The organism is Bacillus luti, from assembly GCF_009739945.1.
GTDB lineage: Bacteria > Bacillota > Bacilli > Bacillales > Bacillaceae_G > Bacillus_A > Bacillus_A luti.
The window spans coordinates 1399809-1425181 of record NZ_CP040336.1; the positions used below are offsets into that span (position 1 = coordinate 1399809).

At 36.2% G+C, this 25373-nt stretch carries 28 protein-coding genes; 23 read left to right on the forward strand and 5 right to left on the reverse strand.

Annotated elements, in window-relative coordinates:
- The first annotated feature begins 55 nt into the window (after positions 1-55).
- From ctaD to ctaG, 4 genes are all read left to right on the forward strand, one after another.
- On the forward strand, positions 56-1891 hold the full coding sequence (ctaD, locus tag EUC40_RS07355; RefSeq protein WP_187130300.1) for a cytochrome c oxidase subunit I: 1836 nt from the start codon (positions 56-58) through the stop codon (positions 1889-1891).
- The gene (gene ctaE, locus EUC40_RS07360; RefSeq protein WP_000557856.1) at positions 1891-2514 is read left to right on the forward strand and encodes a cytochrome c oxidase subunit III; all 624 of its coding nucleotides are present in this window, start codon (positions 1891-1893) and stop codon (positions 2512-2514) included. The genes ctaD and ctaE overlap by 1 nt, the downstream gene beginning before the upstream one ends.
- Before the next feature lie 3 nt (positions 2515-2517).
- The gene (ctaF, locus tag EUC40_RS07365) at positions 2518-2850 is read left to right on the forward strand and encodes a cytochrome c oxidase subunit IVB (RefSeq protein WP_000985701.1); all 333 of its coding nucleotides are present in this window, start codon (positions 2518-2520) and stop codon (positions 2848-2850) included.
- A gap of 90 nt (positions 2851-2940) precedes the next feature.
- Entirely contained in the window at positions 2941-3846 is a 906-nt protein-coding gene (gene ctaG, locus EUC40_RS07370) for a cytochrome c oxidase assembly factor CtaG (protein ID WP_156574254.1), read from the forward strand.
- Between the two features lie 89 nt (positions 3847-3935).
- On the opposite strand, the gene EUC40_RS07375 is transcribed toward ctaG, so the two are convergent.
- Positions 3936-4301: a YugN family protein gene (locus tag EUC40_RS07375; RefSeq protein WP_071713180.1), complete on the reverse strand. Its 366-nt coding sequence runs from the start codon at positions 4299-4301 to the stop codon at positions 3936-3938.
- A 205-nt stretch (positions 4302-4506) separates the two neighbouring features.
- Here EUC40_RS07375 and EUC40_RS07380 point away from each other — a divergent pair, with 205 nt between their 5' ends.
- The 6 genes from EUC40_RS07380 to EUC40_RS07405 all read left to right on the forward strand — a co-directional run bounded on the left by EUC40_RS07380 (position 4507) and on the right by EUC40_RS07405 (position 8049).
- Positions 4507-5541: a CAP domain-containing protein gene (locus EUC40_RS07380; protein ID WP_071713181.1), complete on the forward strand. Its 1035-nt coding sequence runs from the start codon at positions 4507-4509 to the stop codon at positions 5539-5541.
- Positions 5542-5738: 197 nt separating this feature from the next.
- Positions 5739-6182 (forward strand): YlbD family protein, encoded by a 444-nt coding sequence (ylbD, locus tag EUC40_RS07385; RefSeq protein ID WP_071713182.1) that lies wholly within the window; start codon positions 5739-5741, stop codon positions 6180-6182.
- Between the two features lie 11 nt (positions 6183-6193).
- The gene (locus tag EUC40_RS07390) at positions 6194-6439 is read left to right on the forward strand and encodes a YlbE-like family protein (protein ID WP_001255876.1); all 246 of its coding nucleotides are present in this window, start codon (positions 6194-6196) and stop codon (positions 6437-6439) included.
- Between the two features lie 76 nt (positions 6440-6515).
- A complete protein-coding gene (locus tag EUC40_RS07395) occupies positions 6516-7088 on the forward strand; it encodes a histidine phosphatase family protein (protein ID WP_000134954.1) in 573 nt (190 codons plus the stop codon).
- 114 nt (positions 7089-7202) lie between these two features.
- A complete protein-coding gene (locus EUC40_RS07400) occupies positions 7203-7655 on the forward strand; it encodes a YlbF/YmcA family competence regulator (RefSeq protein WP_000634352.1) in 453 nt (150 codons plus the stop codon).
- Positions 7656-7782: 127 nt separating this feature from the next.
- Positions 7783-8049 carry a YlbG family protein gene (locus tag EUC40_RS07405; RefSeq protein ID WP_002093356.1) on the forward strand — a complete coding sequence of 89 codons (267 nt, stop codon included), beginning with the start codon at positions 7783-7785 and terminating at the stop codon, positions 8047-8049.
- 55 nt (positions 8050-8104) lie between these two features.
- Here the strand turns inward: EUC40_RS07405 and EUC40_RS07410 are convergent, their stop codons facing one another.
- A complete protein-coding gene (locus EUC40_RS07410; RefSeq protein WP_156574256.1) occupies positions 8105-8494 on the reverse strand; it encodes a DUF7147 family protein in 390 nt (129 codons plus the stop codon).
- 448 nt (positions 8495-8942) lie between these two features.
- On the opposite strand from EUC40_RS07410, the gene rsmD reads away from it, so the two are divergent.
- A complete protein-coding gene (gene rsmD / locus EUC40_RS07420; RefSeq protein ID WP_071713185.1) occupies positions 8943-9509 on the forward strand; it encodes a 16S rRNA (guanine(966)-N(2))-methyltransferase RsmD in 567 nt (188 codons plus the stop codon).
- Positions 9506-9997, forward strand: a complete 492-nt coding sequence (gene coaD, locus EUC40_RS07425; protein ID WP_000200601.1) for a pantetheine-phosphate adenylyltransferase — start codon at positions 9506-9508, stop codon at positions 9995-9997. The genes rsmD and coaD overlap by 4 nt, the downstream gene beginning before the upstream one ends.
- Here the strand turns inward: coaD and ylbJ are convergent.
- On the reverse strand, positions 9989-11218 hold the full coding sequence (gene ylbJ / locus EUC40_RS07430) for a sporulation integral membrane protein YlbJ (protein WP_156574260.1): 1230 nt from the start codon (positions 11216-11218) through the stop codon (positions 9989-9991). The genes coaD and ylbJ overlap by 9 nt on opposite strands.
- A gap of 113 nt (positions 11219-11331) precedes the next feature.
- Here ylbJ and EUC40_RS07435 point away from each other — a divergent pair, with 113 nt between their 5' ends.
- A complete protein-coding gene (locus EUC40_RS07435) occupies positions 11332-12123 on the forward strand; it encodes a patatin-like phospholipase family protein (RefSeq protein WP_000662600.1) in 792 nt (263 codons plus the stop codon).
- Complete coding sequence (locus EUC40_RS07440; RefSeq protein ID WP_156574262.1) at positions 12116-13141, forward strand: SepM family pheromone-processing serine protease; 1026 nt, start codon at positions 12116-12118, stop codon at positions 13139-13141. Before EUC40_RS07435 ends, EUC40_RS07440 begins: the two co-directional genes overlap by 8 nt.
- 26 nt (positions 13142-13167) lie before the next feature.
- Here EUC40_RS07440 and EUC40_RS07445 read toward each other — a convergent pair whose 3' ends face one another.
- Complete coding sequence (locus tag EUC40_RS07445) at positions 13168-14349, reverse strand: nucleotidyltransferase (RefSeq protein WP_244322183.1); 1182 nt, start codon at positions 14347-14349, stop codon at positions 13168-13170.
- A gap of 213 nt (positions 14350-14562) precedes the next feature.
- On the opposite strand from EUC40_RS07445, the gene EUC40_RS07450 reads away from it, so the two are divergent.
- The 3 genes from EUC40_RS07450 to EUC40_RS07460 all read left to right on the forward strand — a co-directional run bounded on the left by EUC40_RS07450 (position 14563) and on the right by EUC40_RS07460 (position 15934).
- Positions 14563-15063: a YceD family protein gene (locus EUC40_RS07450; protein ID WP_000872143.1), complete on the forward strand. Its 501-nt coding sequence runs from the start codon at positions 14563-14565 to the stop codon at positions 15061-15063.
- A gap of 61 nt (positions 15064-15124) precedes the next feature.
- The gene (gene rpmF / locus EUC40_RS07455; RefSeq protein ID WP_001984764.1) at positions 15125-15298 is read left to right on the forward strand and encodes a 50S ribosomal protein L32; all 174 of its coding nucleotides are present in this window, start codon (positions 15125-15127) and stop codon (positions 15296-15298) included.
- A gap of 129 nt (positions 15299-15427) precedes the next feature.
- Positions 15428-15934 carry an RsfA family transcriptional regulator gene (locus EUC40_RS07460; RefSeq protein WP_000246477.1) on the forward strand — a complete coding sequence of 169 codons (507 nt, stop codon included), beginning with the start codon at positions 15428-15430 and terminating at the stop codon, positions 15932-15934.
- Between the two features lie 33 nt (positions 15935-15967).
- Here the strand turns inward: EUC40_RS07460 and EUC40_RS07465 are convergent, their stop codons facing one another.
- Entirely contained in the window at positions 15968-16441 is a 474-nt protein-coding gene (locus tag EUC40_RS07465) for an N-acetyltransferase (RefSeq protein ID WP_000506705.1), read from the reverse strand.
- A gap of 299 nt (positions 16442-16740) precedes the next feature.
- Between EUC40_RS07465 and panE the strand changes: the two genes are divergently transcribed.
- The 6 genes from panE (at position 16741) to EUC40_RS07495 (ending at position 25176) form a co-directional block, all read left to right on the forward strand.
- The gene (gene panE / locus EUC40_RS07470; RefSeq protein WP_156574267.1) at positions 16741-17631 is read left to right on the forward strand and encodes a 2-dehydropantoate 2-reductase; all 891 of its coding nucleotides are present in this window, start codon (positions 16741-16743) and stop codon (positions 17629-17631) included.
- A 79-nt stretch (positions 17632-17710) separates the two neighbouring features.
- Positions 17711-19327: a bacillithiol biosynthesis cysteine-adding enzyme BshC gene (bshC, locus tag EUC40_RS07475; protein ID WP_156574269.1), complete on the forward strand. Its 1617-nt coding sequence runs from the start codon at positions 17711-17713 to the stop codon at positions 19325-19327.
- A 368-nt stretch (positions 19328-19695) separates the two neighbouring features.
- On the forward strand, positions 19696-20628 hold the full coding sequence (gene rsmH / locus EUC40_RS07480) for a 16S rRNA (cytosine(1402)-N(4))-methyltransferase RsmH (protein WP_071713190.1): 933 nt from the start codon (positions 19696-19698) through the stop codon (positions 20626-20628).
- A 15-nt stretch (positions 20629-20643) separates the two neighbouring features.
- Positions 20644-21006: a cell division protein FtsL gene (ftsL, locus tag EUC40_RS07485; RefSeq protein ID WP_000067084.1), complete on the forward strand. Its 363-nt coding sequence runs from the start codon at positions 20644-20646 to the stop codon at positions 21004-21006.
- Between the two features lie 21 nt (positions 21007-21027).
- A complete protein-coding gene (locus EUC40_RS07490; RefSeq protein ID WP_455424246.1) occupies positions 21028-23178 on the forward strand; it encodes a penicillin-binding protein in 2151 nt (716 codons plus the stop codon).
- Between the two features lie 81 nt (positions 23179-23259).
- Complete coding sequence (locus tag EUC40_RS07495) at positions 23260-25176, forward strand: stage V sporulation protein D (RefSeq protein ID WP_001266242.1); 1917 nt, start codon at positions 23260-23262, stop codon at positions 25174-25176.
- The last annotated feature ends 197 nt before the right edge of the window (positions 25177-25373 follow it).

Genomic DNA, 25373 nt, shown 5'->3' on the forward strand with positions numbered 1-25373 from the left:
GATTATTCGCGAAGGGGAGGTTGAAAACGTGAGTTCTGTAGCAAAAAAACAGGGGATGGGTGCTGTCATATGGGATTATTTAACGACAGTAGACCATAAAAAGATTGCCATTCTCTATTTAATTGCAGGTGGATTGTTTTTTATAGTAGGCGGAATAGAAGCCTTGTTTATTCGCCTTCAATTAGCGATTCCTAACAATGCTTTTCTTGTTGGGGATGCTTATAATCAAGTATTAACGATGCACGGTACAACAATGATTTTCCTCGCAGCTATGCCACTCGTGTTTGCATTTATGAACGCCGCCGTACCACTTCAAATTGGTGCGCGTGATGTAGCGTTCCCGTTTTTGAATTCACTCGGATTTTGGTTATTTTTCTTTGGTGGAGTATTTTTAAATTTAAGTTGGTTTTTAGGTGGAGCACCAGATGCAGGTTGGACTTCTTATGCATCTTTAGCTTTAGCTTCTAAAGGTCATGGTGTTGATTTTTATGTACTCGGTTTACAAATATCTGGTATTGGTACATTAATTGGTGGTATTAACTTCCTTGTTACAATTATTAATATGCGTGCGCCAGGAATGACATATATGCGTATGCCGATGTTTACATGGACAACATTTGTAACATCTTCACTTATATTATTTGCGTTTCCACCATTAACTGTAGGATTAGGACTTTTAATGTTAGATCGTTTATTTGGCACAAGTTTCTTTAATCCAGCCTTAGGCGGGAATACAATTATATGGGAGCATTTATTCTGGATCTTTGGTCATCCGGAAGTATACATTCTTATACTCCCAGCTTTCGGAATATTCTCAGAAATCTTCGCTACATTTTCGAAAAAACGATTATTTGGTTATTCGTCAATGGTGTTTGCGACAGTATTAATTGGATTCTTAGGATTTATGGTATGGGCGCATCATATGTTTACAGTTGGTCTTGGGCCAGTTGCAAATGCTATTTTCTCAGTTGCAACAATGGCGATTGCGGTTCCGACCGGTATTAAAATATTCAACTGGCTCTTTACAATGTGGGGCGGAAGTATTCGTTTTACGACACCGATGATGTGGGCAGTAGCTTTTATTCCATCATTCGTAATGGGAGGAGTTACAGGTGTTATGCTAGCATCTGCACCAGCTGATTATCAATTTCATGATAATTATTTCGTGGTAGCTCACTTTCATTATGTAATCGTCGGCGGTGTTGTATTTGGTTTACTTGCAGGAGCTCATTATTATTGGCCACTGATGTTTAATAAAGTATTGAATGAAACGTTAGGAAAGATAACATTTTGGCTATTCTTTATCGGTTTCCATTTAACGTTCTTCATTCAGCATTTCCTTGGTTTGATTGGTATGCCGCGTCGTTATTACACATATCTTGAAGGTCAAGGGTTGGAAATGGGGAATATGATTAGTTCTATTGGAGCGGTGTTTATGGCTCTTGGAACGATTGTTCTTCTATTCAATGTAATTAAAACAACAGTATCAAAAGAAAAGGCTGGTCGTGATCCATGGGATGCACGTACATTAGAATGGACAATGCCAGCACCTACACCGGAATATAACTTTAAACAATTGCCATTTGTTCGCGGGTTAGATCCGTTTTGGATTGAAAAACGTGAAGGGAATAAAGAGATGACAGCGGCGGAACCAGTTGGGGATATTCATATGCCAAATCCATCATTTTCACCATTTATCATTTCTTTAGGATTGTTTATAGCGGCATTCGGTGCAATGTATATGCAGGGTGGAAAAGATAAGTTCTGGTTATTAGTAGCAATTATTGGTTTAATCATTACATTCGGTACAATGTTCCTACGTTCAGTAATCGATGATCATGGATATCATATTCATAAGGAAGATTTAGAGGATAAGGGGGGCAAGGCATAATGCATGTAGATGAAAAATTAACGAATGAAACATTTCCAGCAGAGCCTGAAAAAGCAACCCTTGAGGGGAAAAATAAGTTTGTCGGTTTTTGGTTATTTCTTGGAGGCGAAACGGTGTTGTTCGCTTCCTTGTTTGGCACATATTTGGCACTAAAAAACTCTACAAATGGTGGAGCAACATCTCAAGAGATGTTCCAAATGCCACTCGTTTTTATTATGACGATGCTTTTATTAACGAGTAGTTTAACGAGTGTATATGCGATGTATCATATGAAGAACTTTAACTTCAAGAAAATGCAACTATGGTTACTTATAACAGTGTTACTTGGTTTAGGCTTTTTGGGATTTGAAATATATGAGTTTTATCATTATACGCATGAATTTAAGCATACTATGAGAAGTAGTGCATTTGGTTCTGCATTTTATGCTCTTGTTGGTACACACGGGCTCCACGTATTGTTTGGATTGTGTTGGATATTAACTTTAATCTTCAGAAATGCGAAGCGAGGCTTAAATCTATACAATGCACCAAAGTTTTACGTTGCATCAATCTATTGGCACTTTATTGATGTAGTTTGGGTGTTTATTTTCACTGTAGTATATTTGATGGGAATGGTGGGATAAACAATGGCAATAAAGCAAACGAATAACCCTAAGGTCGATCTTGTTTATCGAAAGAGGAAAAGTGCAGAGGAAATGAAGCACCAAGTTATTACATTTGCATTAATGATATTTTTGACATTAGTAGCGTTTGTAGCGGTAGCATACCCGAAAACGTTTAGTCCAATTTTCTCTGTCCCGTTTATTTTACTATTAGCAGTGGTTCAAGTAATTTTTCAATTGTACTACTTTATGCATATGAGTCATAAAGGGCATGAAGCAGCAAGTTTCTTTCTCTATTCTGGCTTGCTAATAGGGCTAATTACAATATTAGCTTTTATGACAATTGTATGGCTTTAAACAGTAAGACATAGGGGACGTGTGCTATCACAGTCCCCTATTCACGTTAAGTGAAAGGAGAAAACAGTTTTCAGAAGGTAGGTGTGGGAAATGGATAACTTATGGATATTCGGTTTTCAAGCTTTATGGAGTCCTGTATTTATGATGTTTATGATTTCGATTTTGATTGGGTACTTTCTAATTATCGGGCCGTATAGAGAGCGATTTGAAAATGCGACTAAAGTAAGTAAAAAACAGATTTTCTATTTTACGATTGGAATTATTCTTTTGTATTTTGTAAAGGGGGGACCAATCGATTTAATAGGACATATTGTATTCAGTGCACATATGTTTGAAATGGCGATTATGTATATCGCAGTACCACCTTTATTACTACTTGGTATACCAATTTGGTTATATCGTTATATTACTTCTTTTAAGTTTGTTCAAATTATGTTGAAAATCTTTGCAAAACCACTTATTGCTTTGTTTGTATTTAATGGCTTATTTTCTTTTTATCATTTGCCAGTTGTATTTGATACTGTAAAGCAGAGTCAAGTTTTACATCCTATTTGCCTAGCTATTTTGTTTTTTACAGCAATGATGATGTGGTGGCCGATGCTAAATCCATTACCAGAATATCAGACGTTAAGTGATATAAAGAAACTGGGTTACATGTTTGCTAACGGTATACTATTAACGCCAGCTTGCGCATTGATCATTTTTGCGACTGCTCCATTATTTGCAACGTATACGGATTCAGCTGCTTGGATGAAAGCGATGGAATTATGTGTACCAGCAGGAACTTTATCTGATTTAAATATAACTGGACCAGAATTTTTACACTGGATGCCAGTAGTACAAGATCAACAAACTGGCGGTATCATTATGAAAATTGTCCAGGAAATAGTGTACGGTACGATTATTGGCTATGTATTCTTTAGATGGGCACGCAGGGAACGCGAAAAGGATAAAGAGCAGTTGCAACAAATACCACCGTATTTGCAGACGAAATAAAGTGAAGGCTAATAATCAGTCGGGAGTCTACTGTCCGGCGAATAGAGTAACCAAAAACGAGTGCATCAGTAGGATGCACTCGTTTTTGGTTACTCTATAATTTGAAATTCTTTTAATTCTTTTTCGACATTTTGAAGGAGTTGTTCACTTTTTTGGAGTACATTCGTTGGGAAAGTCTCATCATCACCATATTCAACGCCATGAGGATAATAATGCTTTCCTAATAAGGGAGGAAGTAGTTTTACTTCAGCATGTCTGCTGCCGATGTCACCTTCAATAGCAATACCTTGTACTCGCAAATAATAAACATCCGTTAATATCTCAAATTTATAATCGTATGTAACCCGTTCATAATCCCACTGTCCAGCAAGTACAAAATGGTTATTTTCCATAATTTCAGTTAAAAGTGTTAAATCAACGACTGCCCCGTTAAATTTCGTATTTGTAAATTGCATAGTATACCTCCTTTTTTAATATTACATCATTATTTTTATAATAGTATGAATAATAAGAAAGTGCAATTCATATTGAGAGAAAAGGGATAATCCAGACTTTTTTCACGAAAATATGATATAGTGAGAAGAGTACGGTACACACAAAAAGGAAAGAAAAGGATTTGTGTATATCTCAATTTTATGTTTTGTGCAGGAGGTATATCGTTTGAAGAAATTATTGCGTATCGTAATGATTACATTTTTAATTTTAGCTGTTGATTTATACGGGAAATTACTCGTTTCACAATATATATTAACCCCATCTCAATCCAAGCAAGAAAATAAAATTGTGAAAAAGAAAAAACAAGTAAATGAAGACTCTTCGGATACTGTTTTAAATATGATTGGTGGGGACTCTGAAAATTTATTAGCAAAATGGGGCGAACCATCCCGAATAGAGCCATCTGCTTACGGATATGAATGGTGGATATACAATCAAGATTTAGCTCAATATGTTCAATTTGGAGTTGCTGAACGTAAAATTGTAACGGCGTACGTTGCTGGTGAACAAGTTAAGGTGACGCCTTATTATATAAATGAAAAGTATGAAGAAGTATATAAAAAGAATCCGCTCTCACATGAGATTTCATTAAAAAGAGGGAAGAATAATTATCAATTTGAGTTATCTGATACCGAAGTAATGGAACAACCGTTAATACCTGTAGAAGATGGATGGGCACAATTATATTTTGATCATTTTACACATGAGCTTGTTGGTGTTCGTTATATGGATGATGAAACGTTATTACGTCAAAGACCGTATCAACTTGTTTATTCAGGTGAATTACTGGCAGAACAACCATTGACGCCAGAAAAAATGAAGCAAGTAGAGAATGGGAATATGCAACAAATTTTTGATTTAACAAATATTATTCGAAGTCGTCATGAATTGCCGTTGTTAACGTGGGATCAACCAACAGCAGAAGTTGCTATTGGTCACAGTAAGGATATGAAGGATAATAATTATTTTTCACACGACTCACCGACATTAGGTACATTAGGGGATCGTTTGCAGCGCGGGAAAGTAGGGTTTCAACTTGCTGGTGAGAATATAGCGGCGCAACATAGTGATGGAATTGCGGCGGTACAGGGTTGGTTAAATAGTGAGGGTCATAGAAAAAATTTATTGAATGAACAATTTACTGGATTAGGTGTTGGGGTATATGATAAATTTTATACACAAAACTTTATCCGAAAATAAAGTGAAACCGTAAGCGGTAGGCTTTTATTAATAGTGACACTCTCGGCTAATTCCCTCGCATTTATTGGATTGTAAGGTGGGTATCATCCTGCAAACAAATAGCGAGATAAAAAGGTGCATGAATCGTCTAAAAATAGGCGAACCATGCGCCTTTTTTTTCTTACAATATAGTAGATACACATGAAGAGGTGAGGATTATGCCAACAACAAAAGGGCCGTTACATCCATCGGTTCAACAGTTTAAAGAGTTTGTAAACCATCACCCTAAAATGGTGCACGAGGTTAGAAATGGTGAAAAAACTTGGCAACAGTTTTATGAAGAATGGTACTTACTTGGTGAAGAAGATCCGATATGGGCAACTTATAGACCTGATGGAGCGCCTGCATTTTCTTCAGCAAAAAAAAATGAGAAAGTAAAAGAAAAAGATGATCGAACTGAAGAGGAAAAAACTGCCGATGTGATGGGGCAAATGCTTTCTTTCTTTAAAAAGCTAGATGTGGAACAAATGCAACATCATTTAGCCAATGTGACGAGTGCTATTGGTAGCGTGCAACAAGTTATTCAACAGTTTCAAGGAAAGCGCGAGCAGCAAGAGCAAAGTACTTCAGAAAATAATCCATTTTTCTTTCAGAAGGATTAGGGGGAAAGATGATGAGATCAGAACTTATGGAGTTTATAAAAGCTGATGAGGATTTATCTCGCTATATTAGGGAACAACCGTACTGGTATAGAAAATTAACACGAAACCCTGAAGAAAAAGAGGCTTTTGAGTTGGCGGCGATGCAGCATTTCAAAAAAACGATACCTGATAAAGTAGAAAAATTTCAAAATCAATTGGCGGTTGCTTCAATCATGATTGATATGTTTCAGTATATGAAGCAGCAAAATGCGACATAATTGGAAGGGAAAACTATGTCCGTCATGCAGAACTTTTGTTACAATAGAAACGGATTATTTAAAAAGGAGTTGCAGCATGACGGAAATTTGTTTAGTACGACATGGACAAACTGATTGGAATTTTCAAGAGATTATTCAGGGGCGTGAAGATATTCCGCTTAATAAAGTTGGGAAGAAGCAAGCGAGTCAAAGTGCAGCTGCTTTACAAGCGGAATCGTGGGATCTAATTATTAGTAGCCCGTTAATTAGAGCGCAAGAAACGGCTAATGAAATCGCAGAGGCAGCTGGATTACAGTCGATTTTATTAGATGAGCGATTTGTTGAGCGGAATTTTGGTGAAGCTTCTGGGCAGCCGGTTGCGACTGTTAGAGAGTTGATTGCAGAAGGTAAAGTAGAGGGTATGGAGCAAGATGAAGAAATTGTAGCCCGTTGCTTTACTGCTTTAAAAGATGTTGCAGCAACTCATTCTGGCAAACGTATTATCATTGTTGCTCATTCCCATGCGATAAAAGCAATTTTACATGCAATTGAACCAGATGAAATTACGTTCAAGACCCCATTAAAAAATGCATGTATTAGTTATGTGAAAGAAAATAGTGGACAATGGGATGTTCTTAAATATAATATTGCAGAACATATTAATGTATAAGTGTATTTGAGATTGTATAAAATCAGTTAGAGTTATATCTTTCTTTTAAGTGAGGCACTTCAATTAGTAGTTCTATTCTAAATGTGGTATGATGAATACTCGGAGGTGTCTCTCATGATTGTAGCGACGCTGGAAAGCGTATTGATATTAGATAAGGCAGAGCAGCTTGCAAAAGCGATTATCTGTTCAGATATAGCAGAAGATTATCGTAAGTGTTATAAAGAATTGCATGAAGATATGGAAGTTCAGGCGTTAATTCAGCAATTTACAGCGATGAAAGAACGATATGAGGAAGTGCAGCGTTTTGGTAAATACCATCCTGACTATACTTTCGTTTCAACGAAAATGAGGGAATTAAAGCGTTCTGTAGACTTACATGATAAGATTGCAGCCTTTAAACGAGTAGAAACTGCTTTGCAAAAATTATTAGATGAAGTTAGTGTTGCAATCGGCTCTGAGGTGTCTTCTTCCGTTAAAGTTCCAACAGGAAATCCATTTTTTGATGTTGGTGGCTGTAGTGGCGGTTGCGGTACTGGTGGCGGTTGTGGTTGCAAAAAAACGGGGTGATTTACCCCGTTTTTTAGAATATGGAAGAAAACGTATACAGAGTTTGTTCTATAATGTCATAAATTTCTGATTGGTTTTCATAGAATATAAAAATTTAAGTTTTTAAAAGGAGAAGATGGAGAAGATTATGTTCGGGCAACGACAAAGTATGATTGTTTATTTACACTCATTGAAACATGCCAAGATTTTGAGGAAATATGGTAACATACATTACATATCAAAGCGTTTGAAATATGCAGTTGTATATTGTGATATGGAACAAATTGAGCATATGATGCATAAGTTGAACAAACTTCCTTTTGTGAAAAAGATAGAACAGTCGTACCGCCCGTTTTTAAAAACAGAATTTGAAAATTCTCGTCCAGATCGGGCAAAAGAATACGATTATAGTTAATGCAAAAAATCCCCTGCTACGTTTAGCAGGGGATTTTTTCGTTTGAAATAAAATGTTATTTCATTGGAGGAATGAAATTGTTCATTCGTAAAATACCAATTAAATGATTGAAAAATAGTTCTTTTTCTGGGAAAGTTGAGGACGGTTTTACAGTAAATGTAGTCACTTTTTTTCCTAGTTGTTCTGCCATTTCTTCGAATAAAATGACACGTTTACTTTTCTTATTTTCAAGCATAGGAATGCCTTCACGACATATGTATAATGGTTGGAAATCACCAGCAGTAGTTGGTTTTAATATTACAACAAGTGAACAAACTTTTTTTTCATTTTTTATCGTTTCGAATTGTAACATGTGGGTTATACGTTCTTGATTTGCTTTGGCAATTTCAAGTAATTCATATAAATCAGAGTAGCCTTCTCCGAGTTCAATAAAGCGTTGAATCATATTTTTTCCTCCTCTTTCTTTTACTGTACCATCTCACTTTTTAAATGAAAAGTAGACAAATAAAAAAAACCCTGCAAAGCAGGGCCCTTCTTATACTAGTATGTACTAGTAAGAAGGCAAAGGGAGAGGAGAAACCGGAGGAAGAACTTATGGGGAAACGTAAGTCTTCTCCGCGGTTGGCAACAACATCGAAGGTGATGTTGTTATAATTATTTATGTCCAATCTAAATGAAGATATACATCAATGAAAATAAATTTTATGTTGGGCTTTTTATTTTTCTTTTTTTTAATTTATGATAGGATAAAAAAGATAAAGTGGAATTAATATACATAATGGATTCGTGTTAGCGAATGGTGAGATGAATACATAAAAAATGCGAGCGGTTACTGAATTGAGAAGGATTTTCTATAATTGCTCGATAGATTGAAATAAAGGTAGTGACAACAGATGAGAGTAGTTTCAGGTAAATGTAAAGGACACCCACTTAAAGCGGTGCCTGGTAATACAACACGTCCAACGACAGATAAAGTGAAAGAGTCTATTTTTAATATGATAGGGCCGTATTTTGATGGCGGCATTGCTCTTGATTTATTTGGTGGTAGTGGTGGCCTTGGAATTGAGGCTATAAGTAGAGGGATTGATAAAGCGATTTTTGTTGATCGAGATAGTAAAGCAATAAAAGTAATCCATCAAAATTTAGAAAGTTGTAGAATACAGGAACAAGCTGAAGTATATCGGAATGATGCAGAGCGTGCGGTAAAGGCGCTTATAAAACGCGAAATGTCATTTGATCTTATACTAATTGATCCGCCATATAAAGAGCAAAAAATTGTATCTTTAATTAGTGTGATGGATCAACATGGATTGTTACATAGTGATGGATTAATTATGGCAGAGCATGGTAATGATGTAGTTTTACCTGATTCCATAGGGGGGCTTGCCAAAGTGCGGGCTGAGAATTATGGTATTACGGCGATATCGATTTATAAGTATGAAGGTGAGGGGACGGAATGACAAGTATAGCTATTTCTTCAGGAAGTTTTGATCCAATTACCCTAGGGCATCTGGATATTATTAAAAGGGGAGCAAAAGTATTTGATGAGGTATATGTAGTTGTTTTAAACAACTCATCAAAAAAACCGTTCTTTTCAGTCGAAGAGCGCTTAGAATTAATTCGTGAAGCAACAAAGGATATCCCGAATGTGAAAGTAGATTCACATAGTGGATTATTGGTGGAGTATGCAAAAATGCGTAATGCAAACGCGATATTACGTGGTTTACGAGCGGTATCTGATTTTGAATACGAGATGCAAATCACTTCTATGAATCGAAAATTAGATGAAAACATTGAAACCTTCTTTATTATGACGAACAACCAATATTCATTTTTAAGCTCGAGTATTGTGAAAGAAGTTGCGAGATATGGAGGAAGTGTAGTAGATCTTGTACCACCTATTGTAGAGCGCGCTTTAAAAGAAAAGTTTCAAACCCCGTTAAAGTGAACGGGGTTTTTCTTTATTGTTGCGAAAAAATAATAAGATAACGTATACATATAAACAAAATAATGTGAATATCGGTCCGTATTGTACGAAAGATGTCCAAATTTCATGCAGTATAGAAGAATGATTTGATAAAAATACGGGAATATCTTTTTGCATGGGTGAGAAAGAATTGACTTTTTCGTAAAATGGTTTCCAAAATATAAAAGTAAACATAGGAGCGAGAATGCTTTGAATAATCCGTGCGAAAAAATATGGTTTAAATCGGATGTCAGTTTCAGCTAATATGCTAGCAACTTGTGCCTGAATAGAAAGACCGCTAAACGCTAAAATGAAGCTTGTTACCATAGCTTGTTGCAGAAGAGGTGTTTCATTTATTTGACTAATCATTTGGCTTCCAAGTGTCATTTCAAAAATGCCAGATAATATCGGAATACTAAATTCGGTAGTTAGTTGGAAGAATGATAAAATATGTTGCATAATAAAAGAAAGGGCTGTTGTAATATGAAATGCAGTAATCATTTTATTTAAAACAGAGAATAAAATAATAAATCCACCAATCATAAGTAGCGTTTGAATAGAAGAAACGATAGCGTCCCCAAGTAATTTTCCTATTGGTCTTTTTTCTTGCATGCGTGTCTGGTGAAGAAGTGAAAAAGGGTTTTGAAAAGGCCGTTTTTTAGTAGTGTGTTTATCATTTGTTTTAGTGGTGTTATTACCGTAAAAACGCATCAGTAACCCGACGGCAAAGTTACTTAAATAATGTGCGGCAGCTAATACGATTCCTAATTTCGGATTATTGAAAAAACCGATAGAAACGGCTCCGAAAATAAAAAGTGGATTAGAAGAGTTAGTAAAAGATACGAGGCGTTCTGCTTCGATTTGTGTGAGTTGATTGCTTTTGCGTAGTCTAGCGCTTAATTTAGCGCCAGCAGGAAAACCTGAAGCCATTCCCATTGCCCAAACAAATCCGCCTATTCCTGGAACGCGAAACAGTGGTCGCATAAGTGGTTCTAATATAACACCGATAAATTTTACAACACCAATACTAATTAGAAGTTCCGCAATGATGAAAAACGGTAATAGAGAAGGGAATACAACTTCCCACCATATATTTAACCCTCGAATGGAAGCTTGCAAAGCAGCTTGGGGGTGGAGTACAAGAGAAAAGGTTAAAAACAGTGTTGATATGGTAAGTAAAGCCGTTTTCCATTTTTCATACATGTAAGTAAATCCCCCTTTGTCCCAAAAAACGTTCATTTCAGTATACGTGGATACGTGGTGAATTTAGACCATAAGTATGAAAAAGGAATGAAAAAAGTTAAAGGGTGAGAAAAATGAAAGAACCGAAAATTGGTTTAGCGCTTGGATCTGGGGGAGCGAAAGGATTTGCTCATATTGGCGTTATAAAAGTTTTGAGGGAAAATGGTATACCGATTCATATGATTGCGGGAAGTAGCATGGGAGCTTTAATAGGTACATTTTATGCAGCTGGCAGTAACGTTGAAAGGCTGTATAAAATGGCGACTGTTTTCAAGAGGAAATATTATTTAGACTTCACGGTTCCGAAAATGGGATTTATTGCTGGAAAACGTGTCAAAGATATGATTAAAATGTTTACATATAATAAAAATTTAGAAGAGTTAGATATCCCGACAGCTGTTGTGGCTACTGACATCTTGAAAGGGGAAAAGGTAGTTTTTACAAGTGGTCCTGTTGCAGATGCAGTGAGGGCTAGCATATCGGTGCCTGGGGTGTTTGTACCAGAAAAAGTAGATGGGCGATTATTAGTGGATGGCGGAGTTATTGATCGTATTCCAGTATCGGTTGTGAAGGAGTTAGGCGCTGATATTGTTATTGCTGTTGATGTATCTCCGATTAAGGTGAATGGTGAGGTTACGTCTATTTATGATGTGATTATGCAGAGTATTGAAATTATGCAACATGAGCTTGTGATGAATCGGCAAATTGCATCAGATTTAATGATGCGACCAGCTGTGGAACAATTTAGTTCACGTGCTTTTACAAACATTGAAGACATTATTCAAGTCGGAGAAGTAGAAGCGGAAAAACATGTTTCAAATATTTATTTATTAATTGAGCAGTGGAAGGAGAAACATAATGTTTAAGCGTTTTCGGTTTATATATGCAATTTTAATAGGTGTAATATTGGCGATGTTACTTGTTTACGTACGTTTGCCGTATTATGTAACAAAACCAGGAATGGCTGCAAAATTAGAGCCGTATGTTCAAGTTGAGGGTGGAACAAAAGAATCTGGTGATTTTATGCTTGTAACGGTTTCAATGGGGCCGGCAAATGTTGTGAATTTAATAGCAGCGCAGTTTAACAAATATACACATGTATCGAAGGCGGAAGAAATATTACAAAGAGGCGAGAGTGATGAAGAATATCAATTCCGCCAAAATTATGCAATGAAAGATTCGCAAAATGCAGCGATTTACAATGCTTATAAACGTGCAAATCGTTCTGTTTCTTTTGAAAATAAAGGTGTTTTAGTAGCGGGAGTGTCGAAGGGAATGCCGTCGGAAGGAAAGCTTAAGCTTGGGGATGTCATCATAGCTGTTGATGGAAAAACATTCGAAAAGACGGAGCAATTTATTGAGTATATGACTGGAAAAAAAGAGGGCGATACAGTAAGTATTGAGTACAAGAGAAGTGGAAAGCAACTTAAAGAAAATTTAAATGTTAAGACAATCCCAAATGGGAATGGGCGTGTTGGTATAGGTGTCTCTATTGTGACGGAACGAGAATTAGTAGTAGATCCGAAAGTGAAAATTGACTCGCATGAAATAGGGGGGCCATCAGCAGGTTTAATGTTTACATTAGAAATATATAATCAACTTGTAGAAGAAGATTTAACAAAAGGGCACGAGATTGCTGGAACGGGTACAATCAATGAAAAAGGCGAAATTGGCCCAATTGGTGGTATTCAGCAAAAAGTGGTAGCTGCTAGTGATGCTGGTGCTGAAGTGTTCTTTGCGCCAAATGAAAAAGGTGCGGAGAAATCGAATTATAAAGATGCACTTGAGGCGGCGAAAGATATTAAAACAAAAATGAAAATTGTACCAGTTGACACGTTGGATGATGCATTAACGTATTTAGAAAAAATGGATGATAAAAAATAAACCTCTCTGAAAAAGAGAGGTTTTTCTTATAGAAATGTTGCAGTTGTTTCATCGTAACGAATTGGATGGTGTGTTACGTCTTGTTTTAGTAGTTGTGTCCGTAATGGTTCTTGCATGATGGAGAAATAGACAGAATTTGCTTTTCGCTCTATATCTAAAGTGGGGTGATTAAAAGTTTTTGTATGAGTAAGGATTGGAAGTTCTATTTTTTTCTTGTTTTTTGAAAGGTAAGTTTGTCCTTTTTGTGACATGCCAAGTAGGCGGATATAAGGTGCATGCTGTTCTATATTTGCATTATGCATTTCTTCTTTTGTTGTGTTGGTTAAAATGTGTGTGCAAGCTCTTTGTAATCTAGTCCATGTATAACGTTTAGTTTTTAATGCCTCCATGAATGAATAGAAAGAGGAACTGTTTTGTATTTTTGATAAAATGCGATGCTCTAAGCCTTCTTCTATTTCATATATATGTTGTAAGTCCTTGGGAGACATCGTCATGAGTTTGTATTTAAAAAATGAGAAATATTGTTCCCAATTATGTAATACCCCATAGCTTTGTTTGTAATTTGCTAAAAGTGAAGCGGTTGCTTTTGGGATGAAGGGCTCAATTGCTGTAAATGAACTATTCTCGTTAAAGAGCTGTTTACGAATACTGGTTGCGCTTGCGATATGTTGATCAGTAAATGTTTCATCATGATAATGAGAGGCAAATCTTTTTATCGTTTGAGCTTGCATAGAACTATTTTGCGAGAGAATTGCTTTCATGTATTGGAAGCCTAAAATGTTATTTGGCTGAGACATGTCTATGTTTTTTTCGGATGGTAAAATATGCAGGAAGGCTTCAGATGTAGCTTTTGCGTAACTATTACCTGTTTTCATAAATTGTTTAACAAGTCGATTGAAAGTTTCTTCTTCATTTTTTTGTACAGAGATGGTATTATAAAAATTTTCGATTATTCCATCTTCACTACCGAAACAAATTTCAGAAACATGTAAGGCGTTTAAAATGGAAATAGCGCCATTTGCAAATGTTTCAGCCTTTTGTGTGGCGAAAGCGTATGGAAGCTCTACAATAAGGTCTACGCCGCTTTCTAACGCCATTTTGGTGCGGTACCATTTAGATAGGAGTGCCGGCTCACCACGCTGTAAAAAAGGGCCACTCATAACGGCAATTGTAATATCAGAGTGTGTTAACTTTTTTGTTTGTTGCACATGATAATCATGACCGTTATGAAAAGGGTTATATTCAACAACAATACCACTGGCTTTTATGGTAATCTCTCCTTTCGATGTAGCATCTTTTTGAAAAACATGATACTCTATATATTATTTACTATGATGACTTCATTATAGTGTAAAGAAAAAACATTGACAAATATAAAATGGCTAGCTATAATTTTGTTTGTTGCCTTGAGGTGATATGATATGAAATGGTCCATCCATCAATTGAATAAATTGAGAAATAAAGGATTGACATTGGATGAGATGGTAGATGTAAGTGAGCTAAAAGAGGTCGAGAAAGATATTCGTGAAATTAATCCTGTTCATGTAACAGGAAGAGTTGATTTTGGCTCCGGTAAGTTTACGTTTCATCTACATATAACTGGAAGCATGGTTTTACCGTGTTCTCGCTCTTTAGTAGATGTGACATTACCATTTGACATTAAAACAACTGAGGTGTTCCAAACTTCACAAGAAGATTTTGAAACAGAAGCTGAAATTCATTGTTTAGAAGGAGAAGTACTTGACTTACTGCCCGTAATCAAGGAAAATATACTTTTGGAGATTCCAATGCAAATTTTCAGTGATGATGTTTCTGGTGGAGCACCGACGCAAGGTCAAGACTGGCAAGTGATTTCGGAAGAAAACAAAGAAAAGCCTGTTGATCCAAGATTGGCAGGACTTGCAAAGTTTTTTGACAAATAATCGGAAGACTGGTTCAGGCCTTCATATGAAAATAACTATTTCTTTTAAGGAGGTGGGAAGAATGGCTGTACCTTTTAGAAGAACTTCTAAAACAGTAAAAAGAAAGCGTCGTACGCATTTCAAATTATCAGTACCTGGTATGGTAGAGTGCCCAAGCTGTGGTGAAGCGAAATTAGCTCACCGTGTATGTAAAGCATGCGGTACTTACAAAGGTAAAGAAGTAATCAGCAAGTAATTGCGGGAAAATAAACGTAGAAGATATCTTCTGCGTTTATTTTTTTTGTCTAATTCTTTAGTTGGTGTATTCTATCTTTTCTAGTAACTGCATATGTTTAATAAAAAATGCATAGGGAGGACTAGAGAGATGGCGACAACAAGACAAGATGCTTGGACTGATGATGAAGATTTGCTTCTGGCAGAAGTAGTACTCCGGCATATTCGAGAAGGTGGAACACAGCTTTCTGCCTTTAAAGAAGTGGGAAGACATTTGTCTCGTACACCAGCAGCATGTGGGTTTAGATGGAATTCTTATGTTAGAAAGCAATATAAAGAACGTATTGAAGAAGCGAAGCAATTGCGTAAAGTAGAGAATTATGAAGTGAAAGAAACGAAGGTATTAGAGCCTACGTCAATTACATTGAATGATGTTATTGATTTCTTGCAAAATTATAAAGATGAAAATTCTTTAATGGTGCTGCAACAACAAATTGAATCGTTACAAACAGAGAGAGAGCGTCTTTTGGAGCGATTATCAGTATATGAGGAAGAATATAGGACATTACTTGATTATATCGATCAAAAAAGAAGTGTAATGGTTGCGGAAAGAAATAGCGCTCGTTCCAATGGAAAATTAGAGAAATTAAAGAAATAAAAAAACAGCTGCTATGTAGCTGTTTTTTTATTTTTAAGCAGATTCTTCATTTGTAACCGCATTCAAATTTGTTTCTGGGTGCCAAACATAAAAATCACCATCAGGTACTGATACAGGTTGGAAATTTAATTTATCCCAAAAACCAGCTGAGTGGATACGTGCAATTGTTTTAACTGGGAATTGCAGTTGTTTCGCATAATTTACAAGCATTTCTCCATATCCTTGTTTTTGGAAAGTCGGTAACACTTCAAGTTTATAGAGTTCTAGGTAAGTACCTGTAATTTCAAAGGGCTCTCCGCCGTTTCTTTTCATGTATAAGCTCATACGTGCAATTAATGATCCACCATAATAGATACCGTAAAATGGAGATTCACTATCATTTTCAATAATGTTTGCTTGTAATTCTTCTAACATGGATAGTTCTTGAGCTCCGCAACCTTTAAATTTTTTAAATTCATCTAATGTTTTATAATTGATGAGCAAACGCTCAACTTTTGGGAATCCCATTACATCACGTCCTTTTCTTATGTTATTGAATACAGAAAAGTAAAAATATTTATAATAATATTATAACTCATTTTTTGATTTTTATGAAGAAGATAGTATATTTCTTTTATTATTTTTTTGAGGATTTGCTAAACTAAGAGTAGAAGCGTATTAATAGGTAGTATATACATAGTGAAAGAAGAGGTTGCATTTATTTGCCGGGAAACAGTGAAATCATTAGTTGTATTAGTGTAATTTAGGAAGATATAAAGGGGGGAGGGCAAGGGAACTTATGTAACTTGTTCATAGGAGTTCCTTGTGTGAAGATGAAAATTGGGATTGTAGGACCGGGTGCTATCGGTCTATTGTATACATTTTATTTACAAAAAAGTAATCAAGATGTTACGTTGTTTACAAGAACGGCTAAACAGGCTGAGGAATTGAATATAACGGGTGTAACTTGTATTAGGGATGGGGTATATGAAACGGTATTCCCATCGGTTTTACCAATAGAGAGTATGCCAAAGCAGAAATTAGACTTTATATTTATTGCCGTAAAGCAATATCATATAACTGACATATTATCTTTTGTGCAGGGAGAATCATCATTAATCTTTTTACAAAACGGAATGTCACATTTGCATGCTATGCAGAAAATAGGGAATGAGAATATAGCTGTTGGGATTGTAGAACATGGTGCGAAAAAAGAAGGGATGCATACAGTTCATCATACAGGAATAGGTGTTACAAAGTTTGGTATAGTGCGCGGTCAATCTATATATTTTGAAAAAATATTTGATTGTTTTTCCTCTCCTCATTTTCCTCTTCAAATAGCATCTGATTGGAAGGACGTTATGCACAAAAAATTAGTAGTTAATGTATGTATTAATCCGTTGACGGCGTTATTACGAGTTCAGAATGGAGAGTTGATTTCTAATCCGTTTTTTTATCAAATGATGGAGCAAGTATTTCAGGAAGCGGTTTTTCTTGTGAAAGAAGAAAAAGAAATTGTATGGCAGATGGTACGACATGTATGTGAAAGAACGTCTCGTAATACATCATCTATGTTGGCGGATGTGAGAGCGAATAGACAAACGGAAATCAATGCGATAATTGGATATGTATTAGAAGAAGCTAAGAAACAACAAAGACCAGTTCCGACACTACAATTTTTGTTCGATGCAATAAAAGGATTAGAAGTAAAAGTATAAGTGTTATTCTTTGCTTTTACGTGAAACATTGACTACAATGTGGATTGGTGAGAGAACAGGATACGAAAGGAAGAATTATATGGAGATAAAAGAAATCTCTGTTCCGCAACAAGGTGTTGTAGCGGACTATATGAACGGTGAGAAAGAGATACAGTCGTGTTTTGATTATATGTTAACAGAAGATGCTTTTAAACAGCGTTTACATGATTTGCGTGAGAGAGAGTTTTTCCGTCAAGATTTAGTAGCGCATTTATTAGAATATAATACAAAATTACAAGCGGGAGAAACTACAATTCAAAATGTAAAAGCGCTTGGAGATGAAAATACATATGTTGTTATAGCTGGACAACAAGCAGGGCTATTAACTGGGCCGCTTTATACAATTCATAAAATTATTTCAATTTTACAGCTTGCGAAGGAAAAGGAAGAAAGTTTAGGTGTTAAAGTTGTTCCTGTTTTCTGGATTGCTGGTGAAGACCATGATATGGATGAAATTAATCATACTTTCGTAATGAAGAATAAAAACATTAAAAAGACTATTTTTCATGATCGTAATCCGAAAAAGGCGAGTGCTTCAGAGTCGGAAATTTCTGTGGAAGACTGTAGAAAGTGGATTGAAGAGATTTTTAAAACGTATCCCGAAACGAATTTTACTAAGGATGTATTACAATTTATTGATGATGCTTTGGAAAAATCGAATACGTATGTAGATTTCTTTGGTTACCTTATTACTAAAATGTTCATTAGCTCTGGTTTAATTCTCGTTGATTCACATCATCCTGAATTGAGAAAATTAGAAGTGCCGTTCTTTAAACAAATTATAGGTAAGTATAAAGAAGTGCAGGAGGGGCTTCATAATCAACAGGAAGTAATTAAAGAATTAGGATATAAACCGATTATTGAAACAAAGAATAATGCGGTGCATATATTCATGGAAATTGATAATGAGCGAGTACTACTTGAAGAGAATAAAGGGAAATTTGTTGGGAAAGATGGAGCGTATTCCCTTTCTTATGAAGAATTAATCGAAGAGATGGAAAGAAATCCAGAACGTTTTAGTAATAATGTTGTAACACGCCCGCTTATGCAAGAGTATGTATTTCCTACGCTTGCGTTTATTGGAGGTCCAGGAGAATTAGCCTACTGGAGTGAATTGCAACAAGTATTTCATACTGTCGGTTTCCGAATGCCGCCTGTCGTTCCACGTATTACAATTTCTTATTTGGAGAGAGATATAGCGACAGATGTGAAAGATTTACAATTACAAGAGAGTGATCCATTTGTAAAGAATGTAGATAAACTTCGTGAGAACTGGTTGTCTAATCAAATAGAGGAACCGATAGATGAGCGATTTGTAGGTGCGAAAAAAGAAATAATGGATATTCACGCATCATTACAGCAGTTTGTGAAGAAGATAGATCCAGGATTAAGTGAATTTGCAGGAAAAAATGAATTGAAAATAAATGAACAAATTGAACTGTTGGAAAGAATGTTGAAAAAGAATGTTGAGAAAAAACATGAGGTTCAGCTAAATAAATTCCGTCATATACAATGTGCACTTCGTCCGCTAGGAGCGCCGCAAGAGCGCGTTTGGAATGTGTGCTATTATTTAAATCAGTTCGGTTTAGATTTTGTTGAGCGAGTAATGGAAAACTCATTTTCTTGGGATGGAAAACATCATGTTATAAAACTATAGAATCTTGCTCTTCGGAGCAGGATTTTATTTTTGTCTCGTTGAATTTACTGTGAAGTATAATTTTTCTGAATTATCAATTTTAAAACAATGAAGATTGTATGTAGGCAGGATACTTAAATATATGACAAAATAGCACAAAATGTAAACGTATTATTATCTTTTTCGACAGTTTTTTATTTAAATTCCCGCAAAAGATGATAAAATTTAGTATATAATAAAAGAAAATAGCGATTTGTATAGTATGCTGCCTTTGTAGGCAAGTTAAATGAGTCGTTCTTTAGTAGTATTTCGTTCTCTAATCGTGAAATAAGCGTGTAGAGGAAGGAATGCATTCAACATAATTAATTGGAAAAAGAGTAGGTGCAACAATGTTTAAACACGTAACAGTACTTTTGAAAGAAACGGTAGACGGCTTAGATATAAAGCCAGGTGGTACATATGTAGATTGTACACTGGGGGGAGGAGGACATAGTTCTTATCTATTATCCCAATTAACTGATGGCGGGAAATTAATAGCTTTTGATCAAGATGAGATAGCGATTCAAAATGCGAAAGAAAAATTTGCTTCATATGGTGAGCAGTTTGTAACAGTAAAGAGCAATTTCCGTTATTTATCTGAAAAACTACAGGAATTAGGTATAACAGAAGTAGATGGTATTTTATTCGATTTAGGTGTTTCATCTCCACAATTAGACACACCAGAGCGTGGCTTTAGTTACCATCATGATGCACCGTTAGATATGCGGATGGATCAAGATGCCCCATTAACAGCATATGATGTTGTAAACAGCTGGTCATATGAACAACTCGTAAGAATTTTCTTCCAGTATGGTGAAGAGAAATTTTCAAAACAAATAGCAAGGAAAATTGAAGCGTATCGTGAGAATAAAGCTATTGAAACGACTGGAGAGTTAGTAGAACTAATTAAAGAGGGTATCCCGGCTCCTGCACGTAGAACTGGTGGACATCCTGCGAAACGTGTGTTCCAGGCGATTCGTATTGCTGTAAATGATGAATTGAAAGTATTTGAAGAAGCTTTAGAATCTGCAATTAGTATGGTCAAGCCAGGTGGAAGAATCAGTGTTATAACATTCCATTCTTTAGAAGACCGTATTTGTAAAACAACGTTTAAGCGAAATAGTACAACGCCACAATTGCCGCCAGGATTACCAATTATTCCTGAGGAATTCAAACCAAAATTAAAACTTATTACAAGAAAGCCGATTTTACCTTCTGATATAGAGCTAGAAGAAAATAATCGAGCGCGTTCTGCGAAGTTGAGGATCGCTGAAAAACGATAAAAAGGGGAGAGAGGTATGAGTAACTTAGCTGTAAAGTATAAGCAACAAGCGCAAGAAGAGGTCCAGATTCAAACACCCCCACAGCAGATGGTTCAACCAAAAGTTAAAGCAAAAATTACAAGAATTGAAAAACTGTTATATGTAGCGTTTATTGGCTTTTTATTGTATGCCTGCGTAGCGTTTATTGGAAATAAAGCGGGCCTGTATCAAGTTAATGTAGAAGCAGCGACAATAGAAGAAAAAATTGTGAAGCAGCAAAAAGAAAATCAAGAGTTACAGGCTGAAGTAGAGAAGTTAAGTCGTTATGAGCGAATCGCTGAAGTTGCAAAAAAACACGGGCTAGAAATTAATGCAAATAATGTGAAGGGCCTCAAGTAAGGCAATAGGTGTGAAGGAAAGATGAAGAGTAATATGACTAAATTTCATACCAATAAGGGAGCAGGGTATTTTATGATATTATTCCTCCTGCTCTTTTTGCTGTTATTAGCCCGATTTTTTTACATACAAGCGACAGGAACTGTGCATAACCAAGATTTGGATACACTTGCTAAGCAAAAACATAGCAAAACAGGAGTCCTCGAAGCGAATCGAGGAACAATTTATGATCAAAACGGTCATGTGTTAGCGCAAGACGCAAATTCGTATAAACTTGTAGCAGAATTAAAAGGTGCTAATCCTGTTAAGGATAAAGAGGATACCGCAAAGAAAATTGCGGGAGTACTCGGAAAAGGTGAAGAAGATATTTTAGCTGCATTAAATAAAGAAGGTAGAAGTCAAGTTGAATTCGGAACGCTAGGTAAGGATCTGGCGAAAGAGCAGAAGGAACAAATAGAAGCGTTGAAGTTGCCTGGAATATCCTTCATTACAGAAAATGCCAGAGTATATCCAAATGGTGATTTTGCATCTTACGTTATAGGTCATGCGAAACCAAATGATAAAGGAACTTCGGTAGGTCAATTTGGCTTAGAACAAAGTTTGGATAAATATTTAAGTGCTTCTAATGGGAAAGTAGCTTATACAGGTGATCGTAAAGGTGTATCTCTCGATGGCGGAAAAGTTAACGTAGAGGCTCCTAAAAATGGAGATAACGTGTATTTAACAATGGATCAACGTATTCAAAGTTATTTAGAAGATGCGATGAAAGCTGCGAGTAAGCATTATGAGCCAGAAAGTTTAATAGGGATTGTTGCGGATCCGAAAACCGGAAAAATATTAGGGATGTCTAGTAAACCTAGTTATGATCCAAATGAGCGTCAAATTAAATATTTCTTTAATGATGCGATTGCAAATGCATTTGAACCTGGATCAACAATGAAGATTTTCACATTAGCGGCCGCTATTAATGAAGGTGTGTACAAAGGACAAGATTATTATCAATCTGGTACATACCAAGTTGGTAATCGGAAAATAAAAGATCATAACGGTGGTGCTGGTTGGGGCTCTATTACGTTTGATGAAGGGGTAGAGCGCTCTTCAAACGTAGCATTTGCTATTTTAGGTGATCAAAAGCTTGGTCCGGAACGTTTTCGTAAATATATCCATGCTTTCGGATTAGATGAAAAAACGAATATTGATTTACCTGGTGAAGGTTCAAATACAATTTTATTCGATCAGCAAATACAGCAAGTAACAACAGCATTTGGACAAGGTTCTACTGTAACGCCTATTCAACTTGTACAAGCTGCAACAGCTATTGCAAATGATGGGAAAATGATGAAACCTTATACAATTGATAAAATTGTAGATCCGATAACAGGGAAAGTAAAATTAGAACATAAACCAGAAGAAGTAGGAAAGCCTGTTACAAAAGAAACAGCAGCGCAAGTAAGGCAGTTATTAGAACGCGTTGTTACATCACCTAAAGGAACAGGAACCGCATATAAAGTTGATGGGTATTCAGTGGGTGGTAAAACTGGGACAGCACAAATTCCCGATGGAAAAGGTGGATATATGACAGGAAGAGAGAATTATATATTCTCATTCTTAGGTATGGCACCGATGGACGACCCACAACTTGTTGTGTATGTGGCTGTTAAACAGCCGAAGTTAAAAGATGATGAAAATGGCGCACAGCCTTTAGCTGATATCTTTAAATATGTAACAAAAAATAGTTTAGAGTATTTAAAGATTAAGCCGAATGAAGTGAAAGATCCAAAAAAATATTTGAAAGAGCAACAAACAGCAGTTCCAGATGTAACTGGAAAAACGATGGCAGAAGCAGGGAAAGCAATCGATAAAGCAAAACTCCGTCCAATCGTATTAGGTGAAGGAAAAGTACAGCAACAAGTACCAAAAGCGACTGAACAAACATTAAGAGGAGATCGGGTCTTCTTAGTGGGAGATAAGCCTACAATGCCGAATATACAAGGTTGGGCACTGCGTGATGTTATGAATTTAGCAAAAACATTACAGCTTAATTTAAAACCTTCTGGCACTGGGTACGTAACCGAACAAAGTGTAGCAGAAGGAACATTATTGCAACCGGGTACAGAATTAGGTGTTACACTCGTACCACCACTCGAACCGCAACAAGAAGCAGAAAAACCGTAATGGTAAGAAGCGAAAAGTTCTAATTAAATAAGTACAAGCATATATTGGAACAAGCTAGGCGTAAAGGAGGCTTGTTCCAATATGCGTGTATCAAATGTAACAGTTAGAAAACGACTTATTTTTATACTTATATCGGGTATACTTATTTTCACTATCATTGATATTCGTCTTGGATATGTGCAGTTTTTTCTTGGAAATATGTTAACGGATCGTGCGAAGGATTCATGGAGTCGTAATATTACTTTTGAACCTGAACGGGGGAAGATTTTAGACCGAAATGGTGTGGAACTTGCCACGAATAAAAGTGCCCCAACTGTCTTTGTTGTACCAAGGCAAATTGAAAAACCAGCAGAGACTGCAGAGAAACTAGCTGCAGTATTAGGTGTGGAAAAAGATGAGATTTATAAGAGAGTTACAAAAAAAGAGTCAATTGTAAGGTTAGACAAAGGCGGAAGGAAAATATCACATGACAAAGCGAAAGAGGTACGAGGATTAAGTTTGAAAGGTGTGTATATCGCAGAGGATTCGATCCGGTACTATCCATTTGGAAACTTTTTATCACATGTATTAGGGTTTGCAGGTAGTGATAACCAAGGTCTCATGGGACTAGAAAAATATTATGATAAAGAGCTAAATGGTGATAAAGGTCATGTGCGCTTTTTTGCAGATGCGAAAGGACAGAGAATGCCTAACGTTGGTGATGATTTCAAAAAACCAGAAGCTGGATTGAATTTGGGGCTAACAATTGATGCACGAATTACGAGAATTATGGAAAGAGAAATGAATATTGCAGAGTCAACGTATAATCCAGACGGTATGATTGCAATTGCAATGAATCCGAAAAATGGTGAAATTTTAGGTATGTCAAGCCGGCCGAGTTTTGATCCAGCAGATTTTCAAAGTGTCTCTCCTGAGGTATATAACAGAAACTTACCTGTATGGAGTACATATGAGCCTGGTTCAACATTTAAGATCATTACGTTAGCCGCAGCTTTGAATGAAAATTTAGTAGACTTAGAGAAAGATACGTTTTATGATGATGGAGCGGCTGAAGTTGGTGGAGCTAGATTGAAGTGTTGGAAAGCAGGAGGTCATGGTAGCCAAACGTTTTTAGAAGTAGTTCAAAACTCTTGTAACCCAGGATTTATTGAACTAGGTGATCGTCTTGGTAAAGACCGATTGTTTAAATACATTCGTAATTTCGGCTTTGGACAGAAAACAGGCATTGATTTGCAAGGCGAAGGTAGCGGGATTTTATTTAATTTAGATAAAGTCGGTCCAGTCGAGCAAGCAACGACTTCGTTCGGTCAAGGTGTTTCTGTTACACCAATACAGCAAGTAGCAGCAGTAGCTGCAGCTGTAAATGGCGGAACGTTGTATCAACCGTATATAGCTAAGGAATTTATCGATCCAAAAAATAATCAAGTTGTCAGTAAAAAGACACCTGTTGAGAAAAGGAAAGTTATTTCCAAGGAAACTTCAGAAAAAGTTCGTTACGCATTAGAGAATGTTGTAGCGAAAGGGTCTGGTAAAGGTGCATATATTGATGGATATCGCGTAGGTGGGAAAACAGGAACTGCTCAAAAGGTAAAGGATGGAAAATATTTAGAAAATAACTATATTGTATCCTTTATTGGTTTTGCTCCAGCAGATGATCCGCAAATTGTTGTCTATGTTGCTGTTGATAATCCAAAAGGAGTCACGCAGTTTGGTGGAGTAGTAGCGGCTCCAATTGTTGGGAATATCCTTCGAGATGCACTTCCTGTTATGGGAGTGAAACCGAGAAAAGAACAAGTTGAGAGAGAATATAAATGGGGCGATACACCAACTGTGGAAGTCCCGAATTTAATTGGTATGAAAAAGAAAGATTTACAGACGCAGCTTGTCGATTTGAAGCTTGATATAAGTGGTGATGGAGAGAAAGTAATTAAACAATCACCAGAAGCTGGGGCTAAAGTAAAAGAAGGTTCGAAAATTAGAATTTACTTCGGGAATTAAAGGTAACATAGTACGTTTTATGGTACAATTGGTGGAAGTGAGTTCTTTATAGAAGAGTTACTTAATTTGAGGCCGTAAGAGTCTCAGTTATAAATAGGTCTATTTATTAGACGCAGTAGCACTTACCTCCTATTTTACATAATTAGGAGGTAGCGTGTTGCTTATTGAAAAAGAGATAAATACACAATGTAGAGAGG